The organism is Kitasatospora sp. NPDC058218 (assembly GCF_042882445.1).
GTDB lineage: Bacteria > Actinomycetota > Actinomycetes > Streptomycetales > Streptomycetaceae > Kitasatospora.
Map to the genome: position 1 here is coordinate 26,696 of NZ_JBHVWC010000035.1, position 20,182 is coordinate 46,877.

Annotated in this window: 6 protein-coding genes and 1 pseudogene; all 7 read left to right on the forward strand. The window is 71.6% G+C overall.

Features of this window, described 5'->3' with window-relative positions; translation table 11 throughout:
* Window positions 1-116: 116 nt before the first annotated feature.
* Window positions 117-344 (forward strand): annotated as a pseudogene (locus ACFVYI_RS22245) (2-hydroxyacid dehydrogenase); the annotation flags it as partial.
* Between the two features lie 511 nt (window positions 345-855).
* Window positions 856-12,948: an amino acid adenylation domain-containing protein gene (locus ACFVYI_RS22250; RefSeq protein WP_387888234.1), complete on the forward strand. Its 12,093-nt coding sequence runs from the start codon at window positions 856-858 to the stop codon at window positions 12,946-12,948.
* A gap of 88 nt (window positions 12,949-13,036) precedes the next feature.
* Window positions 13,037-14,344, forward strand: a complete 1,308-nt coding sequence (locus ACFVYI_RS22255; protein WP_387888235.1) for a hypothetical protein — start codon at window positions 13,037-13,039, stop codon at window positions 14,342-14,344.
* Window positions 14,345-14,355: 11 nt separating this feature from the next.
* A complete protein-coding gene (locus tag ACFVYI_RS22260) occupies window positions 14,356-15,780 on the forward strand; it encodes an MFS transporter (protein ID WP_387888238.1) in 1,425 nt (474 codons plus the stop codon).
* A gap of 51 nt (window positions 15,781-15,831) precedes the next feature.
* Complete coding sequence (locus tag ACFVYI_RS22265) at window positions 15,832-17,040, forward strand: acetyl-CoA C-acetyltransferase (RefSeq protein WP_387888240.1); 1,209 nt, start codon at window positions 15,832-15,834, stop codon at window positions 17,038-17,040.
* Window positions 17,037-17,888 (forward strand): hypothetical protein, encoded by an 852-nt coding sequence (locus ACFVYI_RS22270; RefSeq protein ID WP_387888242.1) that lies wholly within the window; start codon window positions 17,037-17,039, stop codon window positions 17,886-17,888. Before ACFVYI_RS22265 ends, ACFVYI_RS22270 begins: the two co-directional genes overlap by 4 nt.
* 453 nt (window positions 17,889-18,341) lie before the next feature.
* A complete protein-coding gene (locus ACFVYI_RS22275) occupies window positions 18,342-20,069 on the forward strand; it encodes a DUF4157 domain-containing protein (RefSeq protein WP_387888244.1) in 1,728 nt (575 codons plus the stop codon).
* The last annotated feature ends 113 nt before the right edge of the window (window positions 20,070-20,182 follow it).

Consider the following 20,182-nt stretch of genomic DNA (forward strand, 5'->3'; position numbering starts at 1 on the left):
GCGGGTTGGCGAAGCCCTGCGCCACTGCACCCCTACGCCACTGCACCCCTGCTCCCGCACCACCCACCGGCGGCACCGTCCCACCTTCCTCTTTCACGTGAACCGGTGCCCGTGCCGGCCTCGACGTCTACGAGGAGGAGACCGGCGTCTTCTTCTACGACCGCTCGGTCGAGGGCATCAGCGACGACACCCTCGCCCGCCTGGTCACCTTCCCCCAGGTCCTGATCACCTCCCACCAGGCCTACTTCACCCACACCGCCGTCGGCCAGGTCATCGACACCACCATCCGCAACATCGACGACTTCGAGGCCGGCCGACACAGCGAGAACACCCTCGTCCCGAAGGGCCGACCTCCCGGGGAACCGGAACCATTCCGGCGCTCACACGGCCCTGGACAATGCCGCCGCGGAGAGCTTCGACTCGCTGATCAAGGTCGAGTACGTCCACCGGCACCACGTCGTCACCCGAGCCGAGGCGCGGCCGAAGATCGCCACCCGGCTCACCGACTTCTACGACACGCGCCGGAGGCACAGCGCCGCCGGCGGACCACCGCCCGCAGAGTTCGAACGGATCATCGGCGAAGCACGGGCCAGCCGCCGGCACGAGGGCCTGGCCACACAGGAAGACCTCTACCAAACCAGGGGATTGACAGTCCGGGCCGGAGGGATTCCCGGGGCCGTGGACCTTCCGAGGGTCTCGCCAACTGATGTCGCGTCAGCTGACAGGGCCTTAACGGCCTTGCGGACGAATCTTCTTGACGAGCATCAAGTAGTGGCACATCATGACCACGCGTCGTCGATGTTGATCGCTCTGAAACTCCGCGACGGGGGAACTGAGACTGATGGGGGAACAGTGATGCGGACTCTGAACGTGGTTCTGATCGGTAAGGGTGGTGTCCTCGCTCGCTGCGGTGAGGCGCTGCTGTCGGCAGGGCACCGGGTCCGGGCGGTGGTGACCGGCGACGCCCTGGTCCGCGCCTGGGCCGTCAAATCGGGAATCGGCCACCACGACCTCGATGACGCGCTTCTCGACCCGGCCCGGCTGTCGTGCGACGTGCTCCTCAGCATCGGGAACGACGCCCTGATCCCCGAGGCACTGCTGGCATGCGCGCATGGGACGAGCGTCAACTACCACTACGGTCCGCTGCCCGAGTACGCCGGCCTGAACGCACCCTCCTGGGCCGTCGCCAACCGTGAGAGCGACTACGCCATCACGTGGCACCGGATCGGCGAGCTGGTCGACGGCGGCGACATCCTCAAGCGGATACCGGTGCCGGTCGAGCCCGACGAGACCGCGCTGTCGCTGGGCGTGAAGTGCGACGAGGCGGCTGTCGCGAGCGTGGCCGAACTGGTCGGCGACATCGCCGAAGGCCGTGAGGCCGCCGCCCCTCAGGACCTGGCCGCGCGTCGCTACTTCTCCCGGCACACGCAGTTCTCCGCCGAGGGCCTGATCGACTGGGCCCGCGAGGCCGAGGACATCGTCGCCATGGTCCGGGCGACCGACCACGGGCTGTTCGGCTGCCCGCTCGTGTGGCCCAAGGTGAACGTCAACGGGCGCATTCTCGCCGTCCGCGAGGCCCGCGTCGGCGCGGCGTCCCCCGGTGCCGCACCCGGCGAGGTGCTGACCTGCGACGCGGACGGCCTGAACGTGGCCACGGCCACCGGTGCCGTTCGCCTGATCCGGCTGAGCACGCTGGAGGGCGAGCCGGTCGACCCGGACAGCCTCCGGACGGAGAACGCGGTCCGGACCGGCCTGATCCTCCTGGCTCCCGGCGACGCGCTCCGGGACGGCATCACCGAGACCGGCACCCGGGCGTCGAAGGCCGCCGCTCACTGGCGCAAGCGTCTCGGCGCCGACGCCCACCCGTTCCGCCTGCCCTTCACACCGCAGGCCTCCGGCACCGAGCAGGACGCCGCTCCCGTCGTCGCGCGCTGCGCCGCTCCCGGCGGAGCGTCCGCCCTGGCCGGCCTGGTGAGCACGTACCTGAGCCGGGCGGCCGGGGCGTTCGACCTCACTCTCGCCGTCGCCGCACCCCGCGACGGGATCGACCCCGGCTACCGGGACCTGTTCGCCGCCTGGCTGCCGCTGCGCGCCACGGTCGACCCCGGCCGGACGATCGCCGACAACCTCCGGGCGGTCGCCGAGGAGTTCCGTCTCGGGCAGGAGAAGGGATGGCTGCGCCGTGACCAGATCGGACGGGACGAGACGCTGCGCCGGCTGTGGGACGCCGGCGACCTGATACCCGACGTGATGATCTCGTGGGCCGATGCGGCGGAGCCCGCGGACGGCCGGCGCCCGGCGCTGAACCTGGTCGTCCGACCCGACGGCGAGACGGTCGAGTTCCACTTCGACGCCCGGCGTCTGGCCCGCGGCGACGTCGCGCGCCTGGCCGCGCAGATCGGCGGCTGGTGCGACCGCGTACCCGGGCTGGCCGACGAGACCCTGGCGTCCGTCGACATCCTCTCGGCGTCGGAGCGCGCGTCGTTGACCGACGCCTTCAACGCCACCGACGACGACGCCGTCCTCGGCCACCGCCTGCACACGCTCTTCGAGCAGGCCGCCGAGCGTCACGCCGACAACGTCGCACTGATCTGCGCCGACACGCGGCTGACCTACGGTGAGCTGAACAGCCGGGCGAACCGTGTCGCGCGCACGCTGATCGAGCGCGGCATCGGCCGCGGCGACCTGGTCGGCATAGGGCTGGACCGCTCGCCCGACGTCGTCGTGGCCGTGCTGGCGGCGCTGAAGACGGGTGCCGCCTACGTGCCGGTCGACCCGGCGTTCCCGGCGGAACGCATCCGCCAGGTGATCGACGACGCCGACCCTCGGATCGTCCTCACCCCGACCGCGACACCCGCCAACCTCGCCGAGTGGTCGACGCGCTGCCTGAGCATCACGGACGCTGCCGGCGGGCGTGCCGACGGCGACGCCGCCGACCCGGGCGTCGAGGTCCAGGCCGACGACCTCGCCTACGTCATCTACACCTCCGGCACGTCCGGCACGCCCAAGGGCGTGGAGATCAGCCATGGCGCGCTGTGCAACCTGCTGGAGTCCATGCGCCGGGAGCCCGGCTGCGCCGAGACCGACCGGCTGCTGGCGGTCACCACCATCTCCTTCGACATCGCGGTCCTGGAACTGTTCCTGCCGCTGCTCAGCGGGGCCGCCACGGTCATCGCCCAGGCCCACGAGACGGTCGACGCGAACGCGCTGATCGGCCTGATGGAGCGTCACGGGATCACGATGATGCAGGGCACGCCGGCGACCTGGCAGCTGCTGCTGGACGCGGGCTGGCAGGGCGACCCCCGCCTGGGCAAGATCCTGTGCGGGGGTGAGGCCCTGCCGCGCGCACTGGCCGACCGTCTGCTCGGCTGCGGCGACGCCGTCTGGAACATGTACGGGCCCACCGAGACCACCGTCTGGTCCAGCATCTGGCGGGTGGAGCCGGAGGGCGATGTCGTCATCGGCCGGCCGGTGGCCAACACCCAGCTCTACGTCCTGGACGAGAACCTCGCGCCGGTGCCGCCCGGCTTCTCCGGAGAACTGTGCATCGGCGGCGCCGGCGTGGCACACGGCTACCACGCCGCCCCCGAGCAGACCCAGGGCCGCTTCGTCCCCGACCCGTTCCGCGCCGGCAACACGCTGTACCGCACCGGCGACCTGGCCCGGTTCGTCGCACCCGGCGCGCTTCGCGTGCTCGGCCGCAACGACAGCCAGCTGAAGCTCCGCGGCTACCGCATCGAACTGGGCGACATCGAGGCGACGCTGACCGCCCACGACGACATCGCCCGCGCAGTCGTCGTCGGCCGCGACGAGCAACTGGTCGCCTACTGCGTCCGCGAGGCCGCCGCGCCCACCGAGTCCGCCCACGACGAGGAGGTGCAGCGCGCCGCGCTGGCCGAGTGGGCCGGCGCCTGGGACCGCGCCTACGAGTCCGACGCCGATGACGCCACCTTCAACCTGGCCGGCTGGCGCAACAGCTACGACGGTCTGCCGTTCTCCGTGGCCGAGATGCGTGACTGGCAGCGCGGTTCGGTCGACCGCATCCTGTCCTACGCACCCCAGCGCGTGTTCGAGGTCGGCTTCGGCACCGGCCTGATGATGTTCGCCGTCGCGCCGCACTGCACCGCGTACCACGCGGTGGACGCCTCGGCCCAGGCCGTCGAGGTCACCCGGAACCACCTGCGGTCGCTGCCGAACGTCACGTGCGAGCACCGCCCGGCGCACGACCTGCCGGCCGTGGCCGCCGGCTCCTTCGACACCGTGATCGTCAACTCGGTGGCCCAGTACTTCCCGAGCGTCGACTACCTGACCTCGGTGCTGGAGTGGGCGACCACCGCGGTGACGGACGGGCGGGTGTTCCTCGGTGACATCCGCGACCTGTCGCTGCTGCGCCTGTTCCATGCCGACGTGGTCCAGTTCCGCCACGACGACCTCGCGCCCGAGGAGGTGGCCCGCCACGTCGAACGCGCGGTGCGGGCCGAGCGCGAACTGGTCGTCGCGCCGGACTACTTCGCCGACCTCCCCTCCCTCTTCCCGCAGATCACCCGCGTGGACGTCATGCTGCGCAACAGCCGGCACGTCAACGAGATGACTCGCTACCGCTACGACGTGACGATCCACGTCGGCGGCGCCCCGGAGGCGCACGCCGCCGGCGCCGAGCACGACTGGCGGACCGAGTCGCTGGAGATCGCAGCCGTGCCCGCGCTGCTCGCCGGCCTCGACGGCGGGCCGCTGCGCCTGACCGACGTGCCCAACGGCCGGCTCGCCGGGGTGCCCGATCGGGTCGGGGCCCTCGGCGAGTCGACGGAACCGTACGCCCTCCCGGTGGATCCCCGTGACCTCAGCGAGGTCGCCCAGGAGGCCGGACTGGAATGCGCGCTGCTCCCCAGCCGCTCCGGTGACAAGTGGACGTTCGACGCGGTGTTCTGGCACCCGGGCCTGACGCCGGACCTGAGCCTGCGCCCGGCAGCCGCCACCGACCGCGCCACGCTGGCCCGGTATGCGAACGTGCCCGCGGCGGGCGAGCCCGCCAAGGAGTCGATGGGCCGCCTCCTTCGCCCCTGGCTGGCCGAGCGGCTGCCCGCGTACATGGTGCCGACGTTCTTCGTCGAGCTCGACGAGTTCCCGCTCACCCCCAACGGCAAGATCGACCGCAACGCCCTGCCGAGCCCGGTCACCGACCCCGGAGCCATCGCCAAGCCCGCCAACGAGCTGGAGCGGGACATCGTCGCGATCTGGTCGGACGTACTGGGCCACGACCGCATCGGCGTCAACCAGAACTTCTTCGAGATCGGCGGTGACTCCCTGCGCGTGGTCCGCGTCCAGACCCGGCTGGAGAAGGTGCTGGGCCGGCCGATCTCCTCGGCCAAGCTCTTCGAGCATTTCACCGTCAAGGCCCTGGCGGCGCACCTCACCGGCACCCGGACCGGCCCGACGCAGATCCCGTCGAGCCGCCGGGCGGAGGACGAGCCCATCGCCATCATCGGCATGGCCTGCCGGCTTCCCGGCGACGTGAGCAGCCCGGACGAGTTGTGGGACCTGCTGGAGCGCGGGGCCGACGGCATCAGCGAGGTGCCCGCCGACCGATGGGACGCCGACGCGATCTACGACCCCGACCCGGATGTGCGTGGCAAGTCGGTGACACGCCGCGGGGGCTTCCTCGCCACGCCGATCGACATGTTCGACGCGTCGTTCTTCGGCATCGCGCCGCGGGAGGCGCACGCGATGGATCCGCTCCAGCGACTGATGCTGGAGACGACGTGGGAGGCGTTCGAACGCGCGGGCTACACGCTCGACCAGCTGCGCGGAAGCCAGACCGCCACGTACATCGGCGTCGGCAAGAACTCCTCGTACCACGAGTACGGCATCACCACCGGCGGTTCCATAGCCGACCTGGACGGGTACGTGGGTACGGGCTCCGCGCTCGCGACCGCGTCCGGCCGGATCTCCCACGTGCTCGGCCTCGAAGGCCCGACCATCACGATCGACACGGCCTGTTCGTCGTCCCTGGTGACCACTCACCTCGCCGCCAACGCGCTGCGTGACGGCGAGTGCGACCTGGCCGTTTCCGGCGGCGCGACGATCCTGCTCACGTCCAACATGAACGTCGAGTTCAGCCGGCTGCGCGGGATGTCGCCCGACGGGCTGTGCCGGTCGTTCTCCGCCGACAACGACGGGACCGGATGGAGTGAGGGTGTCGCCGTCGTCATCCTGAAGCGGCTCTCCGACGCGCAACGCGACGGCGACACCATCCATGCCGTCCTGCGCGGCACCGCCGTCAACCACGACGGCCATGCGGCGAGCCTGACCACGCCCAGCGGACCCGCTCAGCAGAAGGTCATCCGCACGGCCCTCGGCGCGTCCGGGCTGCAGCCGAAGGACATCGACTACCTGGAGGCCCACGGCACCGGCACCCGCCTCGGCGACCCCATCGAGGGCACCGCCCTCGGCGAGGTCTTCGGCGGCAGTCACCCCGACGAACCGCTGTGGGTCGGCTCGGTCAAGTCGAACCTCAGCCACACCCAGGCGGCCGCCGGCCTGGCGGGTGTGATGAAGGTCGTCCTGTCCATGCGGCACAACGTGATTCCGCGCACCCTGCACGTCTCCGAAGCCACCCCGGACGTGGACTGGGCAGGCGCGAACATGGCCCTGGCCCGGGAGCCGCAGCCGTGGCTGCCGAAGGAGCGGCCGCGCCGCGCCGGCGTGAGCTCGTTCGGCATCGGCGGCACCAACGCACACGTCATCGTGGAGGAACCGCCGGCGCCCCTCCCGTCGGACAGGACCGCGGCGCAGCCGCCGTCGACGCTGCCGTTCGTGGTGTCCGGGTCCACCGACGCCGCCCTGCGCGCGCAGGCCGAGGCGCTGCACCAGTACGTGGGCATGAACATCCAGGACCGGCTTCTCGACCTGGCGCATTCGCTGGCCACCACCCGCAGCCACTTCCGCAAGCGGCTCGTGGTCATGGCGAAGGACAGATCCGAACTGCTGGACAAACTCGGTTCCTTCGCCCGCAGCGGGGAGACCCCGCCCGGCGCCGCGCGGACCGGTGACACTGCCCAGGAGCAGCACCTGGCCCTGCTGTTCACCGGGCAGGGCAGTCAACTGGTCGGCATGGGACGGGATCTGTACGAGACCCATCCGGCGTTCCGCGACGCGCTCGACGAGATCGTCGCCCACTTCACCGAACTGGACCGTCCGCTGCTCGACGTCATGTGGGCCGAGGAGGGGACCGCCGACGCCGCGCTGCTCGACCGGACCGACTTCACCCAGCCGGCCCTCTTCGCGCTGGAGGTGGCGCTGTGGCGGCTGTGGGAGAGCTGGGGCGTGCGGCCGCAGCTGCTCCTGGGCCACAGCATCGGTGAACTCGCCGCCGCGCACGTCGCCGGCGTCTTCGACCTGGCCGACGCGTCCCGTCTGGTGGCCGCCCGGGGCCGCCTGATGCAGGCGCTGCCCAGCCGCGGCGCGATGGCTTCGATCGAGGCCGGCGCTGCCGAGGTCGAGGCCGCGGTGCGGGAGCTGGACCTGACCGGCACGATCGATCTGGCCGGCCTCAACACCCCGACACAGACCGTCGTCTCCGGCGACACCGACTCCGTGCGGGCCCTGGTGGCGCACTTCGCCGGCCAGGAACGCCGGGTCAAGGAACTGACGGTGTCGCACGCGTTCCACTCCCACCACATGGACGCCATGCTGTCCGGCTTCCAGGCGGTCGCCGAGACCGTGACGTACCGTCCCCCGACGATCCCGCTGGTCAGCAGTCTCACCGGAGCCCCGGCCGCGCCGGGCGAGTTCGAGCAGGCCTCCTACTGGGTGCGCCAGGTGCGCCGCGCGGTGCGCTTCAGCGATGGCATCGCGGCCCTGCACCGCGAGGGCGTCACCACCTTCCTGGAGCTCGGTCCGCAGCCGGTGCTCTCCGGCATGGGCGTGGCGTGCCTGGCCGACGAGACCGACGTCGCGTGGCTGCCGTCGCTGGCCGCGGGCAAGGACGGCTCCGCCGTCGCCCTGGGCAGCCTCGCCGAGCTCCACGTGAGGGGCGTGCCGGTCGACTGGCGGGGCTGGTTCGGGCCCGCCGGCGGTGAGCGGGTCGCCCTGCCCACCTACGCCTTCCAGCGTGAGCGCTTCTGGTTCGAGCCGTCGACGCAACGCTCGGTCGGCGCCGGTCTGGACGACACCGACCACCCGCTGCTGGGCGGCGTCGTACGGATCGCCGGCACCGAGACGGCCGTGTTCACGACCGTGGTGGCGCCCGAGGAGCCGGCGTGGGTGCAGGACCACCAGATCATGGGCACCGTCCTGATGCCGGGCACCGCGTACATCGAGGCGATGCGCTCGGCCGCCGACGCCACCGCGCCCGGCGAATGGGACGTGGCCGACGTCGACTTCCTGTACCCGATGGTGTTCGCCGGCGGCGCACCCGCCCGCCTGCAGGTCGTCGTGGGAGAGGAGTCCGAGGGCTCCCGGCCGGTCCAGGTGTACAGCGCGCCGGACCGCAGGGACGGCGAGTGGCTGTTGCACGCCGAGGGCCGGATCGTGCCCGCGAAGCCCGTCACGGCAGGCGCCGTGGTGCTGCCACCGCCGGGTGCCGAGCGTCTCGACATATCCGCGCTCTACGACGAACTGGACACCGTCGGCTACGAGTTCGGCCCGGTGTTCCGGGGCATTCAGGAGGCGTGGCAGGCCGACGGGGTGGTGTGGGCCCGTGCGGCCCTGCCCGAGGAGGCCGCGCACACCGCCCGCTCCTACGTCCTGCACCCGGCCCTGCTGGACTCGGCGATGCAGTCGCAGCTCTTCAGCATGCGGATGCACAACACGAACCCCGAGGACGTGCTCGTGCCGTTCGAGGCGGAACGCCTGTCGATACGGGAGAAGGGCCTGGCGGAGGTGTGGGTCCGGGTCGCCGAGTTCGAGATGGGCGACGGCGAGTTCCACGCGTCCCTGGACCTCTTCGACTCCGCCGGCGAGAACGTCGGCCGACTGGAGCGGATGCACGCCCGGCGGGTCGACCGCGCGGTGCTGCGAAGGCTGGCCGCGGAGGGCGTGGACCGGCTCCGGTTCGAGGTGAACTGGCGGTCGGCCGACACCGAGAAGGCGGAGGTCGGCGGTTCCTGGGGCCTGCTGTCGCCGGGCGGTGACGTGCCGTGGGCGGCGGAGGTGAAGAGGGCGCTGAGCCGGGCCGGTGTCCAGGCGTTCAAGGTGCGCTCTCTGGAGGAGGCCGAGGAGCTCGACGGCGTCATCTGCCTGTGGGACGCCGGCAAGGACACCCTGGCCGGGGCGCACACGCAGTCCGCCGCGGCACTCGGCCAGCTCCACACCGCCGCCGAGACCGGGTTCGTGCCACCGTTGGTGTGGCTGACCCGCCGCGCAGTGGGCGTCAACGCCGACGACATGGCCTCCGGGCTCGGCGCGGGACCGCTGTGGGGCCTGATGCGCACCGCCCGCAGCGAGCACCCCGACCTCGCGCTGCGCCTGCTCGACCTCGGCGACGAGGACGCCGATCTGGCCGCTCTCGCCCCGGCGCTGATGCTCTCCGACGAACCGGAGTGCGTGCTGCGGCACGGCGAGGTACTCGTCCCGCATCTCGAACGGGTCGGCGCCTCGGGCGAGCTGACCCTGCCCCCGGAGGGCCGCTGGCAGCTGGAGATCGCCGCCAAGGGCCGTCTGGACCAGCCGCTGTCGGTGCGCAAGGTGACCCCGAAACCGCTGGCGGCGGGCATGATCAGGGCCGACGTGAAGGCCGCCGGGGTGAACTTCCTGGACGTGCTCAACGCGCTCGGCATGGTCGAGCTCCCGGTGTTCGGCATGGAGTTCTCCGGCGTGGTCACCGAGGTCGGTGCCGGTGTCAAGGACGTCCGGGTGGGCGACCGGGTGCTGGGCCTCGGCCAGGGCTCGTTCGCCGCGGAGGTCGTCACCGACGCGCGCTGGGTGGTCCGCGTCCCGGAGAACCTCACGTTCGAGGAGGCCGCGACCGTCCCGATGGCGTTCCTGTCGGCGTGGTTCGGCCTGCACGACCTGGGCGCGCTGAAGCCGGGCGAGCGGGTGCTGGTCCACTCCGCGGCCGGCGGCGTCGGCATGGCGGCCGTCCAGCTGGCACGACTGCACGGCGCCGAGGTGTACGGCACCGCCAGCGAGCCGAAGTGGGCGGCGCTGCGCGAGATGGGGCTGGACGACGACCACATCGCGTCCTCCCGCGATCTGGGCTTCGTCGAGTCGTTCGGCCGCACCGCGCCCGGACGCGGCTTCGACGTCGTACTGAACTCGCTCGCCGACGCGTTCATCGACACGAGCCTCGGCATGCTGGGCGAGGGCGGACGCTTCCTGGAACTCGGCAAGATCGACCTGCGGGAGCAGTCGTGGGTGGACGAGAACCACCCCGGCGTGAAGTACCGGGTCTACCACCTGCTGGAGGCCAGTCCGGACCGGATGCACGCGATGCTCGTGTCGCTGGCCGAGCTGTTCGCGGCGGGCAAGCTCACGCCACTGCCGCTGCGCAGCTTCCCGATGACGGCCACGTCCGACGCGCTGCGCTTCATGGCCCAGGCCCGGCACGTGGGCAAGGTGGTGCTGACACCCACCGAGCAGAAGGAGTTCGTCCAGCCGGGCGGATCGGTGCTGATCACCGGTGGCGTCGGGGGCCTGGGCGGGCAGGTCGCCACCTGGCTGGCGGACGCCCACGGGGTGCGCGACTTCGTGCTCACCTCGCGGCGCGGCCCGGACGCCCCCGGCGCGGTCGCGCTGGTGGCCGGCCTGGAGGAGCTCGGCGCCACCGCCACGGTGGTGGCCGCCGACTCCGGCGACGCGGACAGCATGGCCTCGGTGCTGGCCCTGTTCGACGCCGACCGTCCGCTGCGCGGTGTGGTCCACGCGGCCGGTGTGCTCGACGACGGTGCGCTGTCGGCGCTGACGCCCGAACGGCTGGACACCGTCTTCTCGCCGAAGGTGGACGGGGCCTGGCACCTGCACCAGCTGACGCAGGACGTCGACCTGGACTTCTTCCTGCTCTTCTCCTCGATCTCCGACATCCTGGGGGCACCGGGCCAGGGCAACTACGCGGCGGCCAACGCCTTCCTGGACTCGCTCGCGCACCTGCGCCGGGCCCAGGGCCTGCCGGCCACCTCGGTGGCCTGGGGACCGTGGGACGGCGAGGGCATGGCCGCGACGCTCAGCGAGCGGGACCGGGCCCGGATCAGCCGCACCGGCATGGACGCGCTCTCTCCGCAGGACGGCCTGGAGCTGCTGGAGGAGACGGTGCGCAGCGGCCGCCCGCTGACCGTGGCGGCCGCACTGGACCTCACCAGCCTCCAGAGCTACTACGAGGGCCAGGGTGGCGTGCCCCCGCTGCTGCGCTCGCTGCTGAGCACCCGCGGTGGCAGCGGCGCACGCACCAAGGGCGACGGCGGTGCGGGTCTGCGCAGGCTGCTCGGCCAGACCGTTCCGGCGGAGCAGGAGTCGGTCGTGCTGGACATGGTCCGCGAGGGCGTGGCCAGGACGCTGGGCTTCGCCTCGATGAACGACGTGGACCCCGGCCTGCCGCTGCAGGACCTCGGCATCGACTCGCTGACCGCCGTCCTGATGCGCAACCAGCTCGCGGACATGACCGGCCTCGCGCTGCCGGCGAAGATCGCGCTCGATCGTCCGAACCTGAAGTCGCTGGCTCAGTTCCTGCTGGAGAAACTGCTGGAGCGTGGCCTGGACGCGCCGTCGGAGGCGGCCGTCTCCACCGGTGAGGACACTGCCGGGCCGGCCGGTGCGACGGACACGGACAACGCGGCCGGTCTCGACATGGCGCCGGTGCGCAAGGGTTACCTGGACCCGACGCTGCGGTTCGACAACTGCCGGGGCGACCTGGGGCGTCCGGAATCCGTGTTCCTCACCGGCGCCACGGGCTTCGTCGGCGCCTTCCTCCTGCGCGAACTGCTGGCCGCCGGCGTCGCCACGCACTGCCTGGTGCGGGCCGATGACCAGGAGAGCGCCACGCGGCGGCTGACCGGTGTGCTGTCGAGCTACGGCATGTGGCAGGACGACTTCGCGTCGCTGCTGCACCCGGTGGTGGGCGACCTGTCCCAGCCCCTGTTCGGGCTGACGGACGAGGCGTTCGGCCGACTCGCCGACGAGGTCGACGCGGTGTGCCACTCCGGCGCCCTCGTGGACTGGGTACGGCCCCTGAGCGACTACATCGGCCCGAACGTGGTCGGTGTGCACGAGGCCCTGCGGCTGGCGTCGACGGGCCGCGGCAAGTCGGTGCACGTCATGTCGACCTTCGGGACCCTGCCGCGCTACCTCGGGTACGAGGTCACGCCGGACGAGATGGAGTACGGCTACGTCACCTCCAAGTGGATGGCGGAGCAGATGGTGACCGCGGCGCGCTGGCGCGGCGCCAAGGCCTCGGTGTACCGGCTGCCGTTCGTGGGGCCGTCGGCCACGACGGGCCACTTCCGGCTCGACCGCGGCGACTTCCTGCACAACCTGGTCGCCGGCAGCATGGCCCTGGGGTGCTTCCCGAGCACGGGCGCCAGTCTCGCGGCCGTCCTGCCGGTCGACCACCTGTCCCGGACCATCACCGCGATCATGCTCGACGAGCGGGACCGCATCGGCCGGGACTACGACTTCGTCAACGCCGGGGCGCCGAGCTTCAACCGCTTCTTCGAGATGGTCGGCGCGGCGGCGGGCTCCGGTGAGCTGGTGCCGTTCGACGAGTGGAAGCAGCGGGCCCTGGCCTTCGCGGTCGCGGACACCACGAGTGCGCTGGCCCGGATCGCCGCACTCGTGGACGGACTGACGCCGGACAACCTGACGCTCACCTTCGGGGCCGGCCTCGCCGGCGAGCACGTGCTGGGCGGCGACGACCATCCCGCGGCGCCGTTCGACGAGCAGTTCGTCGAGAGGTACGTCCACCGCATCATCGCCTCCGACGAGGCGGGCGCCAAGAAGCACGGCCCCGTCGGGGCCTGACGACACCAGGCACGGGTGGAGCCGCCCCGGCGTGGGCGGCTCCACCGGCCCCGGAGCGACACCCGGATCGACAGGAGAGTGGAACGGCATGAGTGCAGAATCCGAGCAGGAACCCGTCATGACAGGCACCTACCAGCCCAGCGGGACGTTCCTGCACACGTCCGCCGGCGCGCACGCCGAGAAGTTGATGCCGGTTCTGGACAAGTACCCGGTGGACGCCGGGGAGGTGGAGTCGCGGCTGCCGCCGAAGCGCGTCCTCAATCCCAGCTGCTTCTATCCGGACACGACCCCCACCGTCGTCGAGCAGATGAACCTCGACGACGGCCTCGCCGACAACCTGGCCCGGCAGCTGCGGTGCCAGGCCGTCATCCAGGAGAGCTTCGCCGAGGCGTCGATCGGCAGCTACTTCCCGCTGTCGACGATGTTCGAGAACTGCGTGCTGTTCATACCGTCGGCCAAGCGCTTCTACGACCTCAACCAGGAGATCGTCCACAAGCACTTCCCCGAGGTCGAGACCGCGGTGGTCAACGCCTTCGTGGTCACCGCGAACAAGCGCTCCTACGGCACCCACTCGGCCAGCGGCATCGCGCTGCAGATCCCGTCGCTGGTGAAGAAGCGGCTCGGTTTCCCGACCGAGTACCGCAGCTTCCACACGGCGGTGACGCCGACCCCGCTCGACCGGCAGCCCTTCGTGATCTTCGAAGAGGCCGAGGTCGAGGCGCCGAACCTGCAGTTCGCGTACGAGAAGATCATGGAATACGGCGTGGACAAGGAGGAGAAGGCCGCCGTCGACAAGGCCCTCTACCTGTTCCTGGAGGGCAAGCTCTCCGAGATCGACCTGCCGACCGTGCGCGACTTCCTGATGGCCAAGTACTGGGAGAAGCGGTACGCCGACACGCCGTCTCCCGGCTACTACTGCGACTCGCGGGTCGGTGACGCGCTGGTCTTCGACAACTACCGGGCCCACGGCGACGGCACGCTGCCCGGTTCGCCGAAGGACCGGCTGACGATCGACTTCCGCTGCTTCAACAAGGTGCACTACCCGGCGGGCATGTCCAGCGGCCTCGACTTCATCGTCGACCCGGCCGAACGCGACTACCAGATCACCCGCAAGCGGGACTCCATCGACTTCCTGCTCACCACGCTGGGTTACGAGGGCATCGACGAGTTCCTGCACCTGGTGTTCGGCACCCGGCACAACGAACACATCAACCCCTTCGGGCTGATGACCGACCTCCAGTTCGGTGTGTACAACAAGTCCGAGTACCACCTGCTGGACCAGAACCTCGACGCCCACTACGAGCGCGTGGAGCGGCTGTACGACCAGATCGAACGGGACGGCGAGTACGTCCTGCCCGAACGCGCGAAGCAGCGCCTCCAGGCGCTCGCGCAGTAGGGGGACGCAGCATGTCCAACAACACGGTGGCCGCGCGCGCCGAGACGTCGTCGCGCGGACTCCTCGCCGTTCTGCTGACCGGGGTGTTCATCGCGATCCTCGACGTCGCCATCGCCAACGTGGCGGCGCCGAGCATCGGCACCGACCTGCACGCCAACGGCGCCGAGCTGCAGCTCGTCGTCGCCGGCTACATCATCACCTACGCCGTCCTGCTGATCACCGGAGCGCGGCTCGGCGACCTCGTCGGCCGCCGGAGGATGTTCCTCACCGGGGCCGCCGTCTTCACGGCGGCCTCGCTCGCCTGCGGCTTGGCGTGGTCGGCGGTGGCACTGATCGTCTTCCGGTTCGTGCAGGGAGCCGGGGCCGCGTTGATGGTGCCGCAGGTGCTCAGCCTCATCCAGCTGAATTTCGCGGGCACCGCCCGGGCCAAGGCGCTCAGCGCCTACGCCACGGTGATCGCCGGCGGCGCGATCGTCGGCCAGATCGCCGGTGGTGTGCTGGTCAGCGCCGACATCTTCGGCACCGACTGGCGGCCGGTGTTCCTGGTCAACGTGCCCGTCGGTCTGGTGCTGCTGATCGCCGGAGCGCGCACGCTGCCGAAGGACACCGGCAACCCGTCCCGCAAGCTCGACCTGCCGGGCCTGGCCACGCTGTCCCTCGCGGTGATCGCGCTGGTGCTGCCGCTGGTCCTCGGGCACGAGCTGGGCTGGCCCGCGTGGACGTGGGTGAGCCTGGCGCTGAGCGTGGTCTTCGCGCTGGCCTTCGTGTCGGTCGAGAACCGGGCGAGCCGGACCGGCGGTGCACCGCTGGTCCACGGTGCGCTGCTGCGCGCGCCCGGCATGGCGGCGGGCGCGCTGGCGCTGCTCGCCGCGACCGCGAACTACGGCGCCATCCTCTTCCTGATCGCGTTCTTCGTGCAGACCGGCCTGGGCCACGGCGCGCTGGCCGCCGGGCTGGTGTTCCTGCCCAGTGCGTGCGCCTTCGGCTTCGCCAGCATGAACTGGCGCAAGCTGCCCGCCCGATGGCACCGACTGCTGCCCACGGCGGGCCTGTCGCTCACCATGCTGGCGCTGATCGGTCTCGCCCTCGCCATGGATTCCGGTCACATTTCCGTCTGGATGGAGATCTGCATCCTGCTCTTCGGCCTCGGCATGGGCTCGGCGTTCAGCCCGCTGTTCACCATCGCGCTCTGGAAGGTGCCACCGGCCAACGCGGCGGACGCCAGCGGCGTGCTGACCACGGTGATGCAGCTCGGCCAGGTCATCGGCGTCGCGGTCTTCGGCTCGGTGCTGCTGAACCTCATGCACGCTCCGTCCGACGCGCCGCACGCCGGCTTCGTCACCGCGCTGGTGATGGCCGCCACGGGGGTGGTCGGAGCCCTGATCGCGCTGCGCCTGCCCCACGCGAACAACACTCCTGGGGGGTCGACCAGCTGACCGTCAGGTCCAATAATCAGAAGCAATCAGTCGTCGTTGCATGGGAGAAACATGTCAGGCTCTGTCATCGTCGGTGGAGTGCGCACGCCGATGGGCCGGCTGTTGGGCTCGCTGAAGGACTTATCCGGGGTTGACCTCGGCGGCCTGGCGATCAGGGCGGCGCTCGAGCGCGTGGGCCTCGCGCCGGAGGCCGTGCAGTACGTGATCATGGGTCAGGCGCTGCAGGCCGGCCAGGGGCAGATCCCGTCGCGCCAGGCCGCGGTCAAGGCCGGCATCCCGATGAGTGTGCCGTCCCTGACCGTCAACAAGGTGTGTCTGTCGGGTCTGGACGCGATCGCCCTGGCCGACCAGCAGATCCGCCTGGGCGAGTTCGACATCGTGGTCGCGGGCGGCATGGAGTCGATGACCAATGCCCCGCACGTTCTGCCCGGCTCCCGCTCCGGCACCAAGTACGGGTCTGTCGAGATGCTGGACGTCACGGCGCACGACGGTCTCACCGATCCCTTCGACCAGGTGCTCATGGGTGCGCTGACCGACGTGCACAGCGCGAAGGCCGGCATCTCCCGCGAGGACCAGGACGCGTTCTCCGCGCGCTCGCACCGGCGCGCCGCCGCGGCGACCAGCAGCGGCCGCTTCGCCGAGGAGATCGTGCCGGTCGAGGTCCCGCAGCGCAAGGGCGATCCGGTCGTGGTCGACACCGACGAGGGCGTGCGGCCGGACACCACGCCCGAGGGACTGGCGAAGCTCCGCCCCGCGTTCGGCGCGGACGGCACCATCACCGCCGGTTCGGCCTCGCAGATCTCCGACGGCGCATGCGCCGTCGTCGTGATGAGCAAGGCCAAGGCCGAGGAGCTCGGCCTCGAATGGCTGGCCGAGATCGGCGCCCACGGCAACGTGGCCGGTCCGGACAACTCCCTGCTGTCGCAGCCGTCCAACGCGATCAGGCACGCGCTGGGCAAGGAGAACCTGTCGGTCGACGACCTGGACCTCATCGAGATCAACGAGGCGTTCGCGGCGGTCGGCCTGCACTCCGCGCGCGAACTCGGGCTCCGTGACGAGGACATCGAGGCGAAGGTCAACGTCAACGGCGGCGCGCTCGCCCTGGGGCACCCGCTCGGCATGTCCGGTGCCCGCCTCGTGCTCACGCTCGCGCTCGAACTCAGGCGCCGCGGTGGCGGCGTCGGTGCCGCGGCGCTGTGCGGTGGCGGCGGCCAGGGTTCCGCTCTGATCCTCCGCGTCCCGGAAGCGGTGGACGCATGAGCGCGCACCCGGCACGGCGGCTCTGGCACAGCCTGGAGGTGCTCTACCAGCCGGCGCTGTCGGTGGATCACACCCGGGCCGTCGGGAAGGAACTCGGCCTCCGGGGATTCTGGATGACCTTGATCGCCTTCCGCTCGGCTCCGCTCGGCGCGGTGGACGCCGCGACGGTGGTCGCCACGTTCGGCGGCTACGCGCCGGAGATGGTGGGCAAGGCCATCCCCGCCGCGTGGGGGCTGGTGCCTCCGGCGAAGTGCGTCGAGCGCCGGAACGCCCTCGCGGGCGAGTTGCTCCGGGAGGCCGGCGTCACCGACGAGATCGCCGGGCCACTGGTCGCGCGGCTGGCCGGACTGCCGTCGGCGCTCGTGACGACCGGACGCCCGCTCGGTGCCGCCAATGCCGCTCTCCCGCTCCCGGACGACCCGGTCGCGGCACTGTGGCAGCTCGCCAGCACGGTACGGGAACATCGCGGCGACGGGCATCTGGCCGCCTGGGTCGCCGCCGGCGTCACCGGGCTCCAGTCCCATCACATGCTCGTCGCCGACCTCGGTCAGCACGAGATGATGCGCGAGCTGCGGGGCTGGACACCGGAGGAGTGGTCCGGGGCGGCCGAGGCGCTGGTCGCCCGCGGCCTGCTGGACGCCGATTCCGGTGCCCTCACCACCGCGGGCCGGGAACTGCGCGACAAGGTGGAGCAGCAGACGGACGAGCTGTCCTGGTCGGGGGGCCTGTCCGTGCTGGGCGAGGAGGGCGTGGACAAGATCTGCGCGGAACTCGCCCCTCTGACGAGTTCGGTCCGCGGCTCCGGCCTGGCGCCCCTGTTCACCCTGCTCGCGGGCAGCGAGGCCTGAGGCCCCGTTCCGGCCACGCCGTCCGCTCACGCCGGTAAGGCGGGTGCGGCCTCCGCCGCGTTATTCGAACCGTGGATCGATCACGGCGCGGGGGTGATCCCTTCTCGCCTTCATGACGTGTTCATGAAGGCGAGAAGGGATCAGGCATCGATCGTCGATCGTGCACATACGGTTGCGTCATCGCGGACGGGTGGCGGCCACGAGAGCCGCCGCACCGGAGCCGCCACGCCCCCCCGGCGGCCCGTGGGCCCGGGATCAGCCGGGTCGGGCAGGGGGCGTGGCCCCAGGGGTGCACTTTCGGGGATGGGAGCGGCAGGTGCCGGCGGTGTAGGGAGAGGAGGGCAAGGCAGCGGTAGGCGACCGGGAGGGCCAGTGCGCGCGAGGGCGGACGATCGCAGGGGGAACGGCGGCGAGCGGGCCGGCGGAGGTGACCGCAGGGCCCGGGAGGCGCGGGTGAGCGGGCCCGTGGCGGGGGCGATGTCCCCCGAGCAGGCTCGTGAGCTGCAGCGGAGCATCGGCAACGCGGTCGTGGCCCGGATGGCGCGGGGCGGGCGGGAGGAACAGGGCTCGGACCCGGTCCAGCGGTCCAGCGTGCACGATGTCCTGCGGGGGGCCGGGCGGCCGCTCCAGGGGCCGGTGCGCGCGGAGATGGAGGGGCGGCTCGGAGCGGACTTCTCCGACGTGCGGCTGCACACCGGCGCGGCCGCCCAGCGGTCGGCCGCCGAGATCGGTGCGCGGGCCTACACCTCCGGCCGGGACGTGGTCCTCGGACACGGGGGCGGCGACAAGCACACCCTCGCGCACGAGCTGACCCATGTGATCCAGCAGCGGAAGGGGGCCGTCGCCGGTACCGACCGGGGGGACGGCCTGCGGGTCAGCCATCCCGGCGACTCCTTCGAGCGCGAGGCCGAGGCCAACGCGCGACGGGTGATGGCGCGGCCGGCCGGCCGGCCGGAGGCGGTCCGGCGGGCGGAGCCGGGCGCCGCCGCCGCGGGGGCCGGCGAGCCCGCCGTGCAGCGGAAGCTGGGGTTCGAGACGGAGATCGACATGCCCGTCGAGACGTCCGGCGGCGCGACGTACGAGGGCGACACCGACCTGGCCGAGAGCACCGCGACCGACTTCAAGCTGGTCTCCGACAAGCGGTCGTTGCGCAACGGGGCCGACTACTCGAACCTGGAGTTCGTGACCGGGGCGGTCTCGGTGGTCGGCACGGGGAGCGAGTCCGGGCCGGCGGCCCTCGAACGGCTGGTCGACGAGATCAGGACGGTGCGCGAGGCGTTCTACCGGGCCACCGCGAAGACCCCGCTGGCGGGCATGGGCCTGGAACTGGAGATCCTGCCCGCGGGGCAGGACGCCCGGATCGCCCCGGACCTCGACTTCCCGAACTACGCCGGCGCCCCGGGCATGGGCGACGGGCTGTTCGTCCACTACTCGGTCGGTGTGCCGCTGGCCGGGATGCCGATGTTCTTCGACCACCTCCGGGATGCCGCTCCCCAGGCCCCGGGGGCGCCGCTCCCCCGCGCCCGGTTCCGGCTCTCGCAGTCGAAGACGTTCGCCGAGCAGGTCGTGGCCCGGTACGAACAGGGCCAGGAGTCGGCGCGCAAGCGCAAGCGGCTGGAGACGGACGCCCTGGACGGCTACAGCCAGCTGTTCTTCATGCAGGTCGCGGCCATGGCCGACTACCTCGCTCAGGACGAGGACCGGGGCCAGATCAAGAACCTGACGGTCGTGCTGTCCCGCTCCCAGCTCACGGACGTCCGCGCGCTCCTCGACCCCGGGTTCCAGGAATTCCTCTCGGACAACAGCGAGGCGATCGTCGACCTGCTCGCGCAGTTCCAGGAGGATCCCGGCGACGGCGGCGCGAACCTGGAGTTCCGTGACGACGCCACCCGGGAGATCGACGGCCTCCCGGTGTCCCTCCTCTCGTTCGCCGAGTCGACGCTGAAGGGCGTCCCCCAGATCCCTCAGCAGAGCGTGTTCGGCGGGATGAACCAGATCGCCCCGCACGAGGAGGAGGGCGCCATGATGGTCCCCCTCGAACTCCGGACGATGGGCTCCCTGATGAAGACCTGGGACGAGCTCAAGGCCGAGCTGCGCGACCTCGCGAGCTGGGCGGAGGAGGCGTACCGGCACGACCGGTCGCTGGCCGGCGACACTGCCCGCAGGCGCGCCGGTTCGTGACGCGTACCGGCAGCTGACGAGGGCCGGCCCGTGACGCGGGCCGGCCCTCGGTACGCGCCGACACGCCGGGGACGGCCACTGTCCTGCCTCGTCGGCGCCCGAACGGCCGGGCG

Excerpts from the sequence above, each read along its gene's own strand:
- ACFVYI_RS22250 (WP_387888234.1), top strand. The coding sequence starts at position 856 with ATGCGGACTCTGAACGTGGTTCTGATCGGTAAGGGTGGTGTCCTCGCT.
- ACFVYI_RS22255 (WP_387888235.1), top strand. The coding sequence starts at position 13,037 with ATGAGTGCAGAATCCGAGCAGGAACCCGTCATGACAGGCACCTACCAG.
- ACFVYI_RS22260 (WP_387888238.1), top strand. The coding sequence starts at position 14,356 with ATGTCCAACAACACGGTGGCCGCGCGCGCCGAGACGTCGTCGCGCGGA.
- ACFVYI_RS22265 (WP_387888240.1), top strand. The coding sequence starts at position 15,832 with ATGTCAGGCTCTGTCATCGTCGGTGGAGTGCGCACGCCGATGGGCCGG.
- ACFVYI_RS22270 (WP_387888242.1), top strand. The coding sequence starts at position 17,037 with ATGAGCGCGCACCCGGCACGGCGGCTCTGGCACAGCCTGGAGGTGCTC.